Source organism: Marinobacter santoriniensis NKSG1 (assembly GCF_000347775.1).
GTDB lineage: Bacteria > Pseudomonadota > Gammaproteobacteria > Pseudomonadales > Oleiphilaceae > Marinobacter > Marinobacter santoriniensis.
The window spans coordinates 32,358-48,965 of sequence record NZ_APAT01000004.1; the positions used below are offsets into that span (position 1 = coordinate 32,358).

At 58.8% G+C, this 16,608-nt stretch carries 16 protein-coding genes and 1 tRNA gene; 12 read left to right on the forward strand and 5 right to left on the reverse strand.

Annotated features, from left to right (window positions below; genetic code table 11):
• Positions 1–57: 57 nt before the first annotated feature.
• Positions 58–1,947 (forward strand): hypothetical protein, encoded by a 1,890-nt coding sequence (locus MSNKSG1_RS00565; RefSeq protein ID WP_008937278.1) that lies wholly within the window; start codon positions 58–60, stop codon positions 1,945–1,947.
• 147 nt (positions 1,948–2,094) lie between these two features.
• Here MSNKSG1_RS00565 and MSNKSG1_RS00570 read toward each other — a convergent pair.
• Positions 2,095–2,181: transfer RNA gene (locus MSNKSG1_RS00570), tRNA-Leu, on the reverse strand.
• A gap of 254 nt (positions 2,182–2,435) precedes the next feature.
• On the opposite strand from MSNKSG1_RS00570, the gene rnr reads away from it, so the two are divergent.
• The 8 genes from rnr to alr all read left to right on the forward strand — a co-directional run bounded on the left by rnr (position 2,436) and on the right by alr (position 10,664).
• Complete coding sequence (rnr, locus tag MSNKSG1_RS00575) at positions 2,436–5,009, forward strand: ribonuclease R (RefSeq protein WP_008937279.1); 2,574 nt, start codon at positions 2,436–2,438, stop codon at positions 5,007–5,009.
• 15 nt (positions 5,010–5,024) lie between these two features.
• Complete coding sequence (rlmB, locus tag MSNKSG1_RS00580) at positions 5,025–5,762, forward strand: 23S rRNA (guanosine(2251)-2'-O)-methyltransferase RlmB (protein WP_008937280.1); 738 nt, start codon at positions 5,025–5,027, stop codon at positions 5,760–5,762.
• Positions 5,763–6,001: 239 nt separating this feature from the next.
• On the forward strand, positions 6,002–6,418 hold the full coding sequence (gene rpsF, locus MSNKSG1_RS00585; protein ID WP_008937281.1) for a 30S ribosomal protein S6: 417 nt from the start codon (positions 6,002–6,004) through the stop codon (positions 6,416–6,418).
• 25 nt (positions 6,419–6,443) lie between these two features.
• Positions 6,444–6,674 (forward strand): 30S ribosomal protein S18, encoded by a 231-nt coding sequence (gene rpsR, locus MSNKSG1_RS00590; protein WP_008937282.1) that lies wholly within the window; start codon positions 6,444–6,446, stop codon positions 6,672–6,674.
• Between the two features lie 25 nt (positions 6,675–6,699).
• Positions 6,700–7,566, forward strand: coding sequence for a YybS family protein (locus tag MSNKSG1_RS00595; protein ID WP_008937283.1), 867 nt, complete (start codon positions 6,700–6,702; stop codon positions 7,564–7,566).
• A 20-nt stretch (positions 7,567–7,586) separates the two neighbouring features.
• On the forward strand, positions 7,587–8,033 hold the full coding sequence (gene rplI, locus MSNKSG1_RS00600; RefSeq protein WP_008937284.1) for a 50S ribosomal protein L9: 447 nt from the start codon (positions 7,587–7,589) through the stop codon (positions 8,031–8,033).
• Between the two features lie 130 nt (positions 8,034–8,163).
• Positions 8,164–9,570 (forward strand): replicative DNA helicase, encoded by a 1,407-nt coding sequence (gene dnaB, locus MSNKSG1_RS00605; RefSeq protein ID WP_008937285.1) that lies wholly within the window; start codon positions 8,164–8,166, stop codon positions 9,568–9,570.
• The gene (gene alr / locus MSNKSG1_RS00610; protein WP_040886496.1) at positions 9,570–10,664 is read left to right on the forward strand and encodes an alanine racemase; all 1,095 of its coding nucleotides are present in this window, start codon (positions 9,570–9,572) and stop codon (positions 10,662–10,664) included. Before dnaB ends, alr begins: the two co-directional genes overlap by 1 nt.
• Here alr and MSNKSG1_RS00615 read toward each other — a convergent pair.
• Positions 10,639–10,995, reverse strand: coding sequence for a hypothetical protein (locus tag MSNKSG1_RS00615; protein ID WP_008937287.1), 357 nt, complete (start codon positions 10,993–10,995; stop codon positions 10,639–10,641). The genes alr and MSNKSG1_RS00615 overlap by 26 nt on opposite strands.
• A gap of 162 nt (positions 10,996–11,157) precedes the next feature.
• Here MSNKSG1_RS00615 and MSNKSG1_RS00620 point away from each other — a divergent pair, with 162 nt between their 5' ends.
• Entirely contained in the window at positions 11,158–12,036 is an 879-nt protein-coding gene (locus tag MSNKSG1_RS00620; RefSeq protein ID WP_008937288.1) for a sugar nucleotide-binding protein, read from the forward strand.
• A gap of 27 nt (positions 12,037–12,063) precedes the next feature.
• Here the strand turns inward: MSNKSG1_RS00620 and fnr are convergent, their stop codons facing one another.
• Together fnr and fabB are read right to left on the reverse strand one after the other, a co-directional pair.
• Positions 12,064–12,810 carry a fumarate/nitrate reduction transcriptional regulator Fnr gene (fnr, locus tag MSNKSG1_RS00625; protein ID WP_008937289.1) on the reverse strand — a complete coding sequence of 249 codons (747 nt, stop codon included), beginning with the start codon at positions 12,808–12,810 and terminating at the stop codon, positions 12,064–12,066.
• Positions 12,811–12,910: 100 nt separating this feature from the next.
• On the reverse strand, positions 12,911–14,119 hold the full coding sequence (gene fabB / locus MSNKSG1_RS00630; protein WP_008937290.1) for a beta-ketoacyl-ACP synthase I: 1,209 nt from the start codon (positions 14,117–14,119) through the stop codon (positions 12,911–12,913).
• A 191-nt stretch (positions 14,120–14,310) separates the two neighbouring features.
• Between fabB and MSNKSG1_RS00635 the strand changes: the two genes are divergently transcribed.
• Positions 14,311–14,841, forward strand: a complete 531-nt coding sequence (locus tag MSNKSG1_RS00635) for an Mpo1 family 2-hydroxy fatty acid dioxygenase (protein WP_008937292.1) — start codon at positions 14,311–14,313, stop codon at positions 14,839–14,841.
• A gap of 66 nt (positions 14,842–14,907) precedes the next feature.
• Complete coding sequence (locus MSNKSG1_RS00640; protein ID WP_008937293.1) at positions 14,908–15,681, forward strand: helix-turn-helix domain-containing protein; 774 nt, start codon at positions 14,908–14,910, stop codon at positions 15,679–15,681.
• Here MSNKSG1_RS00640 and ylqF read toward each other — a convergent pair.
• Positions 15,638–16,582, reverse strand: a complete 945-nt coding sequence (gene ylqF / locus MSNKSG1_RS00645; protein WP_008937294.1) for a ribosome biogenesis GTPase YlqF — start codon at positions 16,580–16,582, stop codon at positions 15,638–15,640. The genes MSNKSG1_RS00640 and ylqF overlap by 44 nt on opposite strands.
• Positions 16,583–16,608 lie beyond the last annotated feature (26 nt).

Here is a 16,608-nt window from a genome sequence, read left to right on the forward strand (position 1 = left end):
GCTACATCCCATAAAGTAACTGATCAGATTCCACGATGACGGACCACGGTTACCGACATGATGCGACGACTCGCTGTTTCCCTTTCTCTGCTGCCAGTCATTCTTTCCGGATGCGGTAAGGACTCCACCGAGTTGCCTGTCGATGGTCGGGATTTCGACGGGGTGGCCTACAGTGAACCGGCACCGTACACGGGGCGGGTGATCGACGGCTATCTGGAAAACGCCCGGGTCTGGCTGGATATGGACGGGGACGAGCAGTATACGGCAGGCCCGCTGAGCCTCGAGTTGAGCAACGGAAACACGGCGGTGCTGGACTCCGGCGAACCCACCGCCATGACCGGGACGGGCGGACGCTTCTCTCTCGACGTATCCGAACTGGCGTTGCCCGCCGAGATCGGGCCCGATCTGAAACCGGGTGATTATCCCCTGTATGCCGTCGCGTTGCCGGGGAAAACGCTGGAGCAGACTCCCGGCGGCCCGGTTTCGGTCGATCACGCTTATTTGCTGTCCGCGCCTCCCGGCGTTCGGAATGTGACGCCGCTGACCATGCTGGCCCGTTATCGCACCCTGGCCGGTCTGGGGTCATTCCTGGAAGTGCCGGACAACCTCTCGTCCAGCCTGGACAGCATCAACCTGCTTCGGGACTACGTGCTGGCAGGGGATGAGCGGGCCCACGCCTATGCCCGCGCCCTTGCCAGGTTTGCGGCCAGCCAGGTGCCCACGGAATACAACGATGTGCTTGCGCAGGCCGATAGCGATGGCACCGAGCGCTACCTGAGCACCCAGGCGGTGTTCATGCTGGGTATCTCGTTGGTGCAGAATGCCCCCGACGTTATCGCAGTGGTGGATCAGGCGGCCTCAGGTGATTACGCCAGTGTGGATGTCGACAGCCTGGTTTTACCGGATGTGCCCCTGGAGCTGTCCAATCCAAAGCTGCTTACCAGTCAGCGAATTTACGCACAGTCCGAATCCGGCGGCTTGCCCACGAACCAGTCCAACCTCCGGGTATCGGCGGAGCTGCATTTTGACTACGCCGAGGATGGCCGGCTGATTGGCATCTCGTCCGATGGTTGCATGAATCCCTCCATGCCGGAACTGGCGCGCCTGATTGGCGTAAACGGGTATATGAGTTCGCTGGATGCCCAGTGGCTGCCATCGGTGTCACTCTCCGAGCAAAGCCGCGTTGTCTATGAGAGCCCGGGCATCGATGAGCGCTTGATCTTCGACTGGGACAACGCGCGCATCTATTTCGAAACGGCCACCACCTGCCATGAGGCGGAGGGGATTTCTGCAGGTTCCTCCGAGCTGTCTGGCAGTCCTGAGGTGACCTATCGCTGGACCCGGAGTGGTGGGGAGTTGTCGGAGCTGATTGCGGAAATCCCGCAGAGTGGGGGTACCCTGACCAGGACGCTGGTGCCGCAGGCGGTGCAGTCGGACCCTGAGCATTTTCCGGGTTACACGCTGTCGGAGAATGGTTCTGATGTCTCGTCCATGTTGTTCAGCGGTTCATTGACCCAGTGTGCTCCCCAAACGGATGAGATTGCGGCCATGAACCAGGTGGCAACCGCTGAGCATGCCTATGCGTTTACCGGCTATGAGCCGCAGCCCTCTGGATTTACCGGCCTGACCGCCAACTATGACACCCGTCAGCCGGCAACCGCGCTTGGCGATAAGCCGGTAAATCGGTTGTTGCGCTATGGTTTTCTGGATCCCGCGATGTCGGGCCTGTCCAACGTCGACAATACGTCCGGGTTCGAGTGGGTTATGTATTACCCGTCGGTGTTGGATCCGGACAATCCGAACCTGGTGGAAGAGGCCTACCTGAAAGCCTATGGTGGTGCCCGTGCCTGCGGTCTCGGATACGACGAACCGCCATACGGGGCTTATGCCTGGGTACAGTACAGCTATCAGACGCTGTCGGATTATCTGGTGGGATTGCTGAACTGATCCGGGGCGTGTCGGGTCTGCAAGCGCGGGCCCGGCGATTGGTACGTAAAGTCGGCGACGTTGCTTGGGCGAACGTAGTCTGATCGCAGATTATGGGGCGAAAGATTACAGAGGGAATTCGATAATGCCATTTCCTGGGGGAGGAAATGGTGCCGAGGAGAGGACTTGAACCTCCACGGGGTTGCCCCCACTAGCACCTGAAGCTAGCGTGTCTACCAATTTCACCACCTCGGCAGGTGATATGCAGTTCTGCGTTTAGTTCGTTGAAAACTTGGCAGTTCTGCCGCAGTTGGGGGTTTGTCCCTCAACCGATGGCGCGTACTTTAATAATTCCGGAAAACGGTGTCAAACGTTTTTTATCAAAAACCTTGAGTGGTATTTGTGCCTATATTCTTTGTGTGGTTAGGCAGTTCCTTTATACCGGCGTTATACTCGGGATCAAATTCAATTCAGGCACACCGCATTTCGGTACCAGGACAAGGACACGAATGGCTTCGAGAAAAAAGACAGACAGAGATCCGCACGCAGGTCGTGAAGCAGAAAAATACGACAATCCGATCCAGAGCAGAGAGTTCATCCTCGAGCACCTGAAGGAGCGTGGTGCCCCGGCGACACACGAGACCCTTTGTGAAGAGCTCGGACAGAATTCCCCGGAGGGTATCGAGGCTCTGCGTCGGCGTCTCATTGCCATGTGTCGTGACGGACAGCTGATCTGCAACCGCCGTGGGGCTTATCTGCCGATAGAGGAGGCCGAACTGGTTGTCGGCAGGGTAGTTGGTCACAAGGATGGTTTCGGTTTCCTGATCCCGGATGACGGTGGCAGTGACCTTTTCCTTACTGCCCGGCAGATGCGCCAGGTGTTCCATGGTGATCGGGTGGCCGCGCGGGTTGACCGTGTCGATGACCGAGGCCGACGCGAAGGTGTGATCGTTGAAGTTCTGGAATACCGGACCAGCCAGACGGTGGGACGCTTTTTCCAGGAAAGCGGAATCAGTTTTGTTGTTCCGGAGAATGCGCGGATCAACCACGAAGTGCTGATTCCCCAAGAGAATTGCGGCAATGCCCGCCACGGCCAGTATGTTGTCGTGGACATAGTTCGCCAGCCAACCGTGCGCACCCAGCCTTTGGGCAAGGTTGTTGAGGTTCTTGGCGAACATATGGCGCCGGGGATGGAAATTGACGTTGCCATCCGTTCCTATGACATTCCCCATAGCTGGCCGCCCGCTGTCGGAGAGCAGACGGCAGAAATCCCGGAAGAAGTCACTCAGAAAGACAAGGCCAACCGGAGGGATATCCGCAATCTCAGGCTGGTAACGATCGACGACGAAACGGCTCGTGATTTCGATGATGCCGTCTATTGCGAACCAAAGCCCCGTGGCGGCTATCGCTTGCTGGTTGCGATTGCCGACGTTTCCCACTACGTCCGGCCCGGGACGCCGTTGGACGAAGAGGCGGTCAATCGCAGTACGTCGGTTTATTTTCCGGACCACGTGGTGCCGATGCTGCCGGAAAAACTGTCCAATGGCCTTTGCTCGCTGAACCCCGGGGTGGACCGCCTCTGCATGGTGGCCGATATGACCATCAGCGCCGCAGGTAATATCAGCAGCTACAGCTTCTATCAGGCGGTGATGTTCAGTCACGCGCGGCTTACCTACAACAAGGTAAGTACGATGCTGGAGCATCCGGACACCGAGCAGGGCTACAAGCTGTGTGAGCACTACGCCAATGTCCTCCCTCAGTTACACAATCTTTATGGGCTCTACCAGTTGCTGCGCAAGGCCCGTACCGAGCGGGGTGCGATTGATTTCGAAACCACCGAAACCAGGGTTGTGTTTGACGCCGACCGGAAGATAGACGAGATCGTCCCGGTGCAGCGCAACGATGCCCACAAGATCATCGAGGAATGCATGCTGTGCGCGAACGTGGCGACAGCGCGATTTCTGAAAAAACACAAACTGCCGGCGCTCTACCGGGTGCATGACGGTCCTTCAGAGGAACGGCTTAACGCGGTTCGGTTGTTCCTGGGTGAGCTGGGCCTGCAATTGGGTGGTGGTGATAACCCCACGTCTGCTGACTACCAGGAACTGCTCAACAGTATCAAGGACCGCTCGGATGCCAACGTGATCCAGACGGTGATGCTGCGTTCACTCAGCCAGGCCGTCTACAGTCCGGAAGAGGGCGGTCATTTTGGCCTTGGCTACGCGGGTTATGCTCACTTTACGTCGCCGATCCGACGCTATCCGGACCTTATTAATCACCGCGCCATCAAGTCGGTTATTCACGGAGGGCAGCCCTCCAAGGATGTGGTTCCGCCACCGAAGCCAGATCCCGGGCTTGCCGAATATCCCTATGATATGGCCCGGATGGAGCAGTTGGGTGAGCACACCTCAATGGCAGAACGCCGTGCCGATGATGCCACTCGGGATGTCATGGCCTGGCTGAAGTGTGAGTACCTCAGTGACCATGTCGGTGAGGAGTACGACGGCGTCATTGCGTCCGTTGTGCCTTTCGGTTTCTTTGTGGAGCTTTCTGGTGTCTACATAGAGGGATTGGTACACGTGTCGACGCTGAGTGGTGACTTTTTTCATCACGATTCAGCCAAGCATCGTCTCATCGGTGAGCGCACGGCAATGAGTTTCCGGCTTGGTGATGAGGTCCGGGTGAAGGTTGTTCGGGTCGGAATGGAAGATCGGAAAATAGATCTGGAACTGATCAGCGAGCCGGTCCACCGACAGGCAGATCGCGACGCTCTCAAAGTTCCTGACAAAGGGGAGCGAGGAAAGGGAAAGCGTGGCCCCGGCAAAGGTGGCAAGTCGCCTGGCCGAGCCAGGCCTGGCCAGAAAGGTGCATCACCCGGCGAGTCTGGGCCTAAGCGCCCGAGGAAGCGCCCGGCTTCGCAGAAGAAAAAGGCGGGCCCCGAGGCTTTCGATGACGATGAAACTCCCTCGGCCAGGGACGAACTGGTAGCTCGAGCTGCAAAGCTTGCCCTGAAGAAAGGCAAAAAAGGCAGTGGCGCTGGCAAAGGCGACAAGAAAGCCAAGCCCCGCAAATCAGGCAAGTAACAGGAAGCAGAATCAGTGTCCGGAGAATTTGTGTTTGGCTGGCACGCGGTTGAGGCTGTCCTCAAGCGCGAGCCTGAACGTTTGCAGCAGGTCTGGATTCAGACTGGCCGGCAGGATAAGCGGGTCAAGAGTATTACCGATGCCCTGGATAGCCTGGGTGTGCGCTGGAAAGTTGTTCACCGTAAAGAGCTCGACGAGCGCGTGTCCGGTGTGCATCAGGGTATCGTCGCGGCCGTCAGTGAAAGCCGGGAGTGGACGGAAGGCGATCTGCTGGCCCAGTTGGCAGGCAGTGACAAACCGCCGTTTCTGCTGGTCCTTGATGGTGTGACCGACCCCCATAATCTCGGTGCCTGTATGCGCACCGCCGATGCCGTGGGGATCCAGGCTGTGATTGTGCCCAAGGACAAGTCCGCTTCGCTGACGCCGGTTGCCCGCAAGGTTGCCTGTGGTGCTGCGGAAACGGTGCCGTTCGTGCGGGTGACCAATCTCGCCCGGTTCCTGCGTTCTCTGCAGGATCAGGGGGTTTGGCTGATCGGCGCGGCCGGAGAGGCGTCGGGTACCCTGTATCAGGCCGATTTCAAGGGGCCTGTTGCGTTGGTCATGGGTGCCGAAGGGAAGGGGTTGCGCCGATTGACCCGGGAGCACTGTGATCAGTTGATCAATATTCCCATGCTTGGGCACGTGGACAGTCTGAACGTGTCCGTGGCAACCGGGGTCTGCCTCTACGAGGCTCTGCGTCAACGCCTTGCGTAGCTCTTGCACAGAAGACCTTACCCGCCTAGAATACGTCACCCCTTTTCCAAGGGGCGGTTTCCTATTGCCTGGAAAATGGCAATCGGGGCCGTGCTTTTTGATCAAGCCTGTGTGTGCAGGTTCTTAATGAAAAAGCAAAAAGAAACCGACAGCCGTTGGCTGTCACCTCCTTGCTTTCATGTTCCGCGGTCGTATTCGGTCCGTTGAAAAGAAAGCTGTTTAAACCGTAGGGAGAACTCATGCGTCACTACGAAATCGTATTTATGGTACATCCGGATCAGAGCGAGCAGGTGCCCGCGATGATCGAGCGTTATACCGGCGTCATCACCGAAGATGGCGGCAAGGTACATCGCCTGGAAGATTGGGGCCGTCGTCACCTGGCTTACCCGATCAACAAGATCCACAAGGCTCACTACGTCCTGATGAACGTTGAATGTTCCCAGGCCGCACTGGACGAGCTGACTCACAACTTCCGGTTCAACGATGCCATCATCCGTGACCTGATCCTGCGTCGCGACGAGGCCGTAACCGACCTGTCTCCGATGAAAGCGGCCGAGTCCCGTGAAGATCGTCGTTCCGGCGGTGAAGACCGTCCGCGTCGTTCTGCTGACTCTGACGCTGGCCAGAAGGCCAAGTCACAGGACGAAGAAGAGTAATTAACCGGAGTTGAGGAGTTAAGTTATGGCTCGTTTTTTCAGACGTCGTAAATTCTGTCGCTTCACGGCAGAAGGTGTTAAAGAGATCGATTACAAGGATCTGGACACCCTGAAAGGCTACATCACTGAAACCGGCAAGATCGTGCCCAGCCGCATCACCGGCACCAAAGCACGTTATCAGCGTCAGCTGGCTACCGCTATCAAGCGTGCCCGCTACCTGGCACTGCTGCCGTATACGGACAGCCACGACCACTAAAGACAGATAAACAGGATTTGGGACCATGCGTGCACTGGCACAGTTCGTAATGCGCGGTCCCCTGCAGGCTGGCGGGGTAGCAGCAGTCACGACTGCCATACCCTTGCTGTTCTGGGTAGGCGCGGCGGTTGTCGGGTTGGTGATTCTCCGGCTCGGCATCCAGCAAGGTCTGAACATTGGCCTCTGGGCCCTGTTACCGGCGATCGGCTGGAGCTGGTTCGGGCACGACCCGACGGCCCTGGCAGTATTGCTGCAGACCATGCTGATGGCGTCTGTCCTGAGAGCAACGCTGTCCTGGGAAAAAGCCCTCCTCGGGGGGAGTTTTCTGGCGATTGTCACAGGTCTGATGTTGCCTGTGCTGTTCCCCGGATTGCTGGACGATCTGGTCCGCACCGGGGTGAATTTTTACGAACAATACAACGCGGAAGTGGCCCGGGCGCTCGGGGATGACCTCGAGACTGTTATCCGGGACACGATGAACGCCAGCATGGCCGGTACCTATTTGGCAACTGCCATCGGTATGACGATGCTGTCGAGAGCGTGGCAGGCGGGGTTGTACAACCCCGGTGGGTTCCGAGAGGAGTTTCACGCCCTTCGGCTCTCGCCTGTGGTGGCCGTGCTGTGTGGGGTGACCATGGTTCTTGGTCCCGTGCTGGGGCTCAATTCCATGTTGTTGGCCTGGGCAGCAGGCACGCCGCTGTTTCTGGCGGGTGTGGCACTGGTTCATGGCGCGATTGGTCGTAAAAAGCTGAGCGGGAACTGGCTGGTTATGTTTTACATTGCCTTGTTCCTGCTGGGACCAAGCCTGATGATTCTGTTAGTGGTAATGGCTTTTGTGGATAGCTGGCTGGATATCCGGGGGAGAATCAAACCTGCCGGGCCGGCTGAATAAAGCACGAAGAGGTTAACGAGATGGAAGTTATTCTGCTCGAGAAAGTTGCAAACCTTGGCTCCCTGGGCGACAAGGTAAAGGTTAAGGCCGGTTACGGTCGTAATTTCCTGCTTCCTTATGGCAAGGCTGTACCTGCCACAGAAGCGAATGTGAAAGCGTTTGAAGAGCGTCGCGCCGAGCTGGAAAAAGCGGCAGCCGAGAAACTGGCTGCAGCCCAGACCCGTGCCGAGGCGCTGGAAGGTGCATCCTTCACCATCACCTCCAAGGCCGGTGAAGAAGGTAAGCTGTTTGGCTCCATCGGTGTCCGTGACATCGCTGATGCCATCACTGCCGGTGGCACTGAGGTGGAGAAGAGCGAAGTTCGTCTGCCGGAAGGTCCGATCCGGGTGACCGGCGAGTACGACATCGAGCTTCAGCTGCACACCGACGTAGCTGCGACCGTCAAGCTGGCGGTGGTTGCGGAGTAATCCGCGATTGTCGACAGGGTCGGATCCGTCCGACCTGGTCAAACAAACGGGCCCGAACCGGAGACGGTTTCGGGCCCGTTTGTTTCTGGTATTCTTAACACTTCCTGATTTCCCAGTCTGAAGCGTTCCTATGGCCAAGCCCAACCTGAAACCCGCCAGTACCGATCTTGAAACGAGCCGAATCAAGGTGCCTCCCCACTCGGTTGAGGCCGAACAGGCTGTGCTGGGCGGTCTGATGCTCGATAACCGGCGTTTCGATGAAGTCTCCGAGATCATCTCGGCTGCGGATTTCTATCGCCAGGATCACCGGCTTATTTTCGGAGCGGTGGAACGCCTGGCCAGTGAAAGTGAACCACTGGATGTCGTCACGCTGGCAGAATTTCTTGAACGTGCCGGCGATATCGAGGATGCGGGCGGGCTGTCCTACCTGGCAGAATTGGCCGAGAAAACCCCGGGAGCTGCGAATATCCGGGCCTATGCCGACATTGTCAGGGAGCGTTCGATCCTGCGTCAGTTGGTGGAGGTGTCCGGCAAGATTTCCGATTCTGCGTTCAATCCCCAGGGGCGAAACAGTAACGAAATTCTCGACGAAGCCGAGCGGCATGTCTTCCAGATTGCCGAGTCCCGCACCAAGGAAGGTTCCGGGCCGAAAGCGATCAACCCCATCCTCACCCAAACGCTCAGCCGGATTGAAGAGCTGTTCGAGTCCGGTGAACAGACCACGGGCCTGACAACCGGCTTTCGGGATCTTGATGACAAGACATCGGGGATGCAGCCGGCGGACCTGATCATCGTGGCGGGTCGCCCTTCCATGGGTAAGACCACCTTCGCCATGAATATCGTCGAGAACGCATTGATCAGCACCGGAACTCCCGTTCTGGTGTTCAGTATGGAGATGCCCGCCGACGCACTGGCGATGCGGATGATTTCCTCGCTGGGCCGGATCGACCAGACCAAGGTTCGTGGCGGCAAGCTTGAAGAAGACGACTGGCCGCGATTGACCTCGGCCGTGAGTCTGCTGAAGGACAAGCCGCTTTACATCGACGATACCCCGGGGCTGAGCCCGACGGAGATGCGATCCCGCGCCCGCCGGATTGCTCGCGAGAACGACGGCAAGATCGGGCTGATCATGGTGGATTACCTTCAGCTGATGCGCGTGCCCGGCAATAACGAGGGCCGGACGGCGGAAATATCCGAGATCTCCCGCTCGCTCAAGGGCATCGCGAAGGAACTGAATTGCCCGGTTGTTGCGCTGTCCCAGCTGAACCGGAGCCTGGAGCAACGGCCCAACAAGCGGCCGGTCAACTCGGACCTGCGGGAATCGGGTGCGATCGAGCAGGACGCAGACGTCATCATGTTTGTCTACCGGGACGAGGTCTACAACGAGGACACGCCCGACAAGGGCATTGCCGAGATCATCATCGGCAAGCAGCGGAACGGTCCGATTGGTACCGTTCGTCTGGCCTTCATCGGCAAGTACACCAAGTTTGAGGACCTCGCTCATGGTGACTACAGCGATTACGGTGACGATTACTGATGCCCAGGCAAACCCTTGCCCGAATTGATCTTGAGGCGCTGAGGCATAATTACGCCAGGGCCCGCTCGCTGGCCGGAGACGCTCACGCCATGGCAGTGGTCAAGGCCGACGGTTATGGGCACGGTATCCGGGCGGTGGCAGCGGCGCTGGCGGATGTCGCACCCAAATACGCTGTTGCCTGTCTGGAAGAAGCCTTTGCCATCCGTGATGCGGGGCTCAGCCAGCCGGTGGTTCTGCTGCAGGGAGTGCATGATTCCGGCGATCTGGCCGATTGCGCCAGCCAGGGGTTTGAGCCTGTTCTGCACAGCGAGAATCAGCTTGACGGGTTGATCCGGTCAGAGCACCGTCCGGCCTTCTGGTTGAAGGTCAATTCCGGTATGAACCGGCTGGGCTTCCATCCGGACCAGATGGACAGCATCGTCGACCGGCTGCAGAACAGCGCCCGATATACGGAGCTCCTTGGGTTCGTCACACACTTCGCCTGCGCCGATGATCCGGACAGTCCGATGACGGCCGATCAGACCGCCCGATTCGTGGCCGCCACCGAGCGCTGGCCGGACCGGATGCGGTCGGTGGCCAATTCCGCGGCTCACTTCCTGCCGGGGCAGCAACTGTTTGACTGGACCCGGCCCGGCATCATGCTTTACGGAGGCTCGCCGATTCTCGGAAAGACCGGGCCGGAACTGGGGTTGAAGCCGGTCATGCATCTCGAGGCTCCGCTGATCAACCGACGGCTGGTCCGGGCGGGCGAGTCTGTGGGCTACGGTGCAGCCTGGGTGGCGGATCGTGATACCTGGATGGGCATGGTGGCGATCGGCTACGGTGACGGCTACCCGCGCCATGCCGGCACCAATACGCCGGCGGCTATTGGCGGTCGGCGAATCCGGCTGATTGGCCGCGTTTCCATGGATATGCTGGCGGTGGATCTGTCCGATGCACCCGATGCCAGGATTGGCGACAGCGTGGAGTTGTGGGGCGGAACGGTCGGTGTGGATGAAGTCGCGGCCTGCGCCGGCACTATCTCCTACGAATTGATGACCGGCATTACCGCCCGGGTACCCAGGGAGATCAGCCCGCTTCCGGTTCGTGAATGATTTCCTCGATGAAATCCAGGATTGCCGCAAGGCTTCTGTCGTCAAGCTTCTTCAGAACCTTGTGAATGACCATCTTGCTGCCCTTGAGCATGCTGCTGATCCCTACCTTGGCCATGCCCATCATCATGCTGCTGGCCTTGAGTCGCCGAAGCGGTTCCAGGAAAAAGAAATCCAGGCCCTGTTCGGTCATCTCGATGATCAGGTCGTACAGTTTGTCGGTGGCTTCGCGGTCGGCTTTGCCGCGTTCCCGGAGTTCGCCCACGGTGTACAGGGCCCGGGTCCTCAGCTCATCGGGAATCGGCGCAACAATGTGGCTGTGTTGTTTCAGCATAATGGTTCCTGTTGTTGTATGCTCTTGAAAGCGGTGGCAAAGATGTAGGACGCTGGCGTCACCGGCTGAGTGTTATTCTAGACAGCTCGGCGAACAAACCATTGGCCTTACCGTTTCTGGCCGTCCGTCACCCAAGTGAAAACCTGGAGGCTTCGATCCCCCGTGCATGTGCTTGTTGTCCATGACTATGGTCCGCTAGGAAAGGTGCTGCTGGAAAAGTTGCGTGACACGCACCTGCACATCAGCCCACTGCTGGTCAGCGATCCGGCCAGTGCCGATCTCAATGCCCTTGAGAACTGGATTCCCGAGGATACGGACCTGATCGTCAATGCGCTGTGGCTTGCGGATCCCGAGGTCGCGGAGCAGGACCCTGAGGGCATTCACAAGGCGGCGTTCTCGTTACCGGTGGCAATGGCCGAATATGCCAGGGAGCGCGGCATTGCGCTGTTCCAGCTGTCCTCCTGTTATGTGTTCGACGGCCGCAAGCAAAGTGGCTACATCACCTCTAATCCGGGACAGCCCGTCAATGAGCTCGGAAACTGGCAGTGGGAGTGCGAGCAGGCGCTTCGATCGCTCCTGCCACGACACATCATTCTGAGGACCGGCTGGAGCCTGTCCCGCTTTATCCGGAAGATCCGTGCCAATACGTCTTCCGTGCAGGTTCTGACCTTGCCCGGTCGTTGCCGGGGGCAGCCGGTCACCGTCAAGGATCTCGCCCGGGTCATGGCGGCTGTGATTCTGCAGCTCGACTGCGGAGCCGAAGTCTGGGGGACGTACCAGTATGCGGGGGCTGAGGAAATCAACCTCTATGAACTGGGACTGGCGATTGCCGGCTTGCCCGGCATTCCCGAGGACCTGAAGGTCGTAGACGATATGCCGGAATGGGGCCACCTGGAGCCGGCCAATACCACGATGATCTGTACCAAGATACGGAACACCTTCGGGATCAAGCAGATTCCCTGGCGATCGGGGCTGGTTGAAGAGTTGGCCCGGGTCAAGGACGTGGAGAGTCACCACGCGGAAGAGCCGGCGGCCCCGTAGAGGCGGCGCCGCCATTGCCGGAGGGTGTTAGCAGCCCTGGCGGGAAGAGTCGCGGGTCACCATCTGGAGCGCTTCCACGTCCAGCAACTCGACCTCCCGGCCTCTGGCGCGGATCAGGCCCTGGTTCTGGAATCGCGTGAACACCCGGCTGACGGTTTCCACCGCAAGGCCGAGGAAATTCGCAATATCATTCCTGGCCATCGGCAGGCTGAAGTTGGTCGGTGACAACCGGCGCCGCTGGAACCGGCTGGAGAGGGAAAGCAGCAGGGCCGCAATCCGCTCCTCGGCGGTGTTTTTGCTCAGCAGCATGGCCAGTTGGTGGCCGTTCTGGATTTCCTGACTCATCAGGTGATACATGTGGTGCTGCAGTTCAGGCAGCTTGCCGGTCAGGTCTTCCAGCTTTTCAACCGGAAATTCGCAGACACTCGTGCGCTCGAGCGCTTTGGCCGTACACGCGTAGGTGCTGCTGCTCATGCTGTCGAGGCCAACCAGTTCGCCCGGCATGAAGAACCCGGTTACCTGTTCCTCGCCACTCTCCGTGATGATAGAGGTTTTGACGGAGCCGCTCTTTACCGCAAAGCAGGAACGGAACGGAGTGCTCTGGTCAAAGATGTGCTCGCCCCGGTTAAAGATGCGGCCCTGCTGCACGATGTCCTCGAGACGATCGAGCTCATTTTCTTCAATGGCCAGCGGCAAACAGAGGTTGCTCAGGCTGCATTGATGGCAGGAGGCCTTCAGTGGGGAGTGCTTGTGGATGGGAATAGGTTGCGCCATAGCGTATACGCCGTCCGGATTGATCCATATCAAAGTTGTACTTTAAAGGCTATGGCGCAGTTTGCCAATAATCAGAAACACTCAATTATCGAAAAAATCATCAGATTTTCTCGAAGATAAGAGAAGCGTTTGTCCCGCCGAAGCCGAAGCTGTTGGACATGACGCAGTCAAGCTCCATGTCACGGGCGCTTGGTCCCACGATGGGCAGGTTACTGATCTTTTCATCGACGTCGTTAAGATTGGCGGTGCCCGCAGCAAAGCCGTGCTGGAGCATCAGCAGTGAATAAATGGCTTCCTGCACGCCGGCTGCACCCAACGAATGTCCTGAGAGGGATTTGGTCGAGGAAATGGCCGGTATGCTGTCACCAAAGGTATTCTTGACCGCGCCCATCTCGGCCACATCGCCTACCGGCGTGCTGGTGCCGTGGGCATTGATGTACTGCACTTTGCCGCGGATGGTCGCCATGGCCTGTTCCATGCAGCGCTGAGCGCCCTCGCCCGAGGGAGCAACCATGTCGTACCCGTCGGAGGTGGCGCCATAGCCGGTGAGCTCGGCGATGATCGTCGCACCGCGTTTTTTCGCGTGTTCAAGTTCCTCAAGGACCATCATGCCACCACCGCCGGCGATCACGAAGCCGTCACGGCCGCTGTCGAAGGGGCGCGAGGCGGTTTCGGGAGCCTCGTTGTACTTGGTGGAGAGGGCACCCATGGCGTCGAACATCATGGTGAGACTCCAGTCCTCTTCCTCACCGCCTCCGGCGAAAACGATGTCCTGTTTGCCGGACTGGATCTGTTCCATGGCATGGCCAATACAGTGGGCGCTGGTGGCACAGGCGGATGACATGGAATAGTTGACGCCGCGAATCTTGTAGGCCGTGGCGAGGCAGGCAGACACCGTGCTGGTCATGATGCGCGGGACCATATACGGCCCAATGCGTTTGACGCCCTTCTCCCGCATGATGTCGGTAGCTTCCACCTGGCTTGAGCAGGAAGCGCCGCCGGAGCCGGCAATCAGGCCCGTGCGATCATTGGAAACCTGTGACTCGGTCAGCCCTGCCTGGGCAATGGCCTGCTCCATCGACAGATAACCATACATCGCCGCCGGTCCCATGAATCGCCGGATCTTCCGATCGATCACCGTGGTGTCCACATCCGGCGATCCGGCCACCTGGCTGCGGAACCCCTTGTCTTTGTATGTCTCGTTGAAGCGGATGCCGGACTTGCCGTTTTTCAGGCTGTCCAGAACCTCGTCCAGGGAATTGCCGAGGCAGGAAACAATGCCCATACCAGTGACGACGACCCGTCTCATGTCTTCCTCCTTTGGGGGCGTGCCGCTGTGGCACGCCCTTGCGTTCGATAACAATGTTTCACAGTTTAGGCGCTTTGACGACCCAGCGATATTTGACCTTGGTAAGGGGAGGGCAGCCATTACGTACAAGGCATCCAGGATCCGCGTTGCTACACTCTTTTAAAATGACACAACAACAAGGAGATACCCCCATGCGCAGCCTGGAGCAGTTCCTGAACGATTACGGTGAAAGTCATCAGAATCCCTTCAACCAATGGGTTCACATTGTCTGTGTCCCCGCCATCCTGATCTCGACGCTGGGCCTGTTGTGGCTGGTGCCTCTGGGACGCTGGCTGGGCCTGGAGGGGAGTGCTGCGGAATGGGTCAACGGTGCGACACTGCTGGCGGCGTTGTCGGCCATTGTTTACGTGAGACTGTCGATTGGCGTTCTGGTTCTGATGACGGGCTGGTTTGCGTTGTCCGCCTGGGTGATTCAGGCCGTGCTCGCGGCCGGTTGGTCTTTGCTCTGGACCAGTCTTGCCGTGTTTGTGGTTGCCTGGATTATTCAGGTGTATGGCCACAAGGTTGAGGGGAAAAAGCCTTCCTTTGTTGAGGATCTGGTTTTTCTGCTGATCGGGCCCATTTTTGTCAGTGTTGAATTTGCGGCCAAGCTGGGACTGCCGGTGCCCTATGCCCAGAGCCATCGCCATGACGGTCCTGGCGGTCAGCCGCAGGGGCATTGAGGGTTCGTTCGTCACCAGCAGACTGGGGTATGCTGGTGGCCACGAGGAACCGTTGAGGAATTGTGTGTGTCCCTCCAGTCTCTACCCCAAGGCAGTCTGTTCGTATGGCCCGATCACTGGCAGGTGATCGGGCGGCTTTACCCCAATCGTCGACATCGACACATCAGTGCCTCCTGGCTGGTGGGGCTGGATGGCACCTTCAGGCTGGAAGTGGATGGCCAATGGCGGGAAACCCGGGCCGCCATTGTGGCACCGGACGTGGTCCAGGCGCTGGATCCCGGGTCGACCCGGATGTGGTGTGCGCAACTTGATCCGGACTGCCACCTCTGGCTGAGTCTCAGTTCCGGCCTTCAAGGCCGTGCTTCCAGTGATATCACGCTGAATCCGGACCGCCTGCCGGCGTTGACCTCGCCCGACTGTCATGAGGCGGCCCAGGCGCTGGTCAGTGCAATCCGTGCTCTGGCATTTCCGGCGACGGCCATGGATCCGCGAGTGATGCAGGTGTGTGAAGCCCTTCGCAGCGACATGCCGGAAAGGGTGGATGTGGCCGCTCTGGCAGGGCTTGTGGGTCTGTCAGCCTCCCGGCTCTCTCATCTGTTTCGTGACCAGGTGGGGGTGCCGCTGCGCCGCTTCCTGCTGCATCTGAAGATCAATCGGGTGCTTGCCGGCTGGGAGCCTGGCAGGTCCATGTCCGAGCTTGCCACCGAGGCCGGTTTCTACGATCAGCCTCATCTGGTTCGCACGGCACGGAACATGTTTGATGCCTTGCCGTCCGACTATGTCGCTGGCGGGCGTTTCAGTGTTTGTCGCTGCGGCCTCGCTTCCCGCCCGTCCCCCTAGTGTTGGCCCTGGCTTCCTTTTCCGCAGCCTTGCGGGCCTCGTGCTCGGCCGCTTCCCGGGCCTCGGCTTCGACCATGTCAGGTGTTTCCAGAGAAATGCGACCCAGTTTGCCGGACCGGAATTCGTTCAACAGGACTTCCGACACCTTGTGCAGATCGGGTATGCCGCCACGGCCAAAGAAACGGCGTTTCTCGGCGATGGCATCCATCAGCCCGATGCCATCGTTCGGGAGTGACTCCAGCCCGTAACGGGCACGTACGGATTCCGGATAAGCCTGGAGCAGATAATCCGCTTCAAACAGGGCAACGTCTTCAAAATCCAGCACGGCACTGCGAATGGCGCCGGTAATCGCCAGGCGATAGCCGCAGGCTTCCGGCGACAGTTTTGGCCAGAGGAAACCGGGCGTGTCGTACAACAGGATGTTATCTGGCAGTTTGATGGCCTGTTGAGCCCGGGTCACGGCGGGCTCGTTGCCCGTCTTTGCCACCGGCCGCCCTGCAAGGGTGTTGATGATTGTGGACTTGCCCACATTGGGAATGCCCAGAATCATTACCCGCAACGCACTTTTCTGGCGATCATGATCCGGCGTCATCTCCTCGGCGAGCCGGAGGATGTCCAGGGCCTCATTACGCTGGTTATGGGTGAGGGTAATGGCGCGCACCCCCCGTTCCTTCTCAAGCCAGGTCTGCCAGCGCTCGGTGATTGCCGGGTCCGCCAGATCGCGCTTGTTCAGGACCTTGATCAGAGGCGTATCACCCCGAAGGTTCGGAACCAGCGGGTTTTCGCTACTGAAAGGAATGCGAGCGTCCAGGACCTCGATGATCAGGTCCATCTGGGGCATTACCTTTTTGATCTCCTTGCGGGCTTTGTGCATGTGCCCTGGAAACCAGTTGATCGCCATGTTTGCTGCTCCGGCTGTTGGAATCG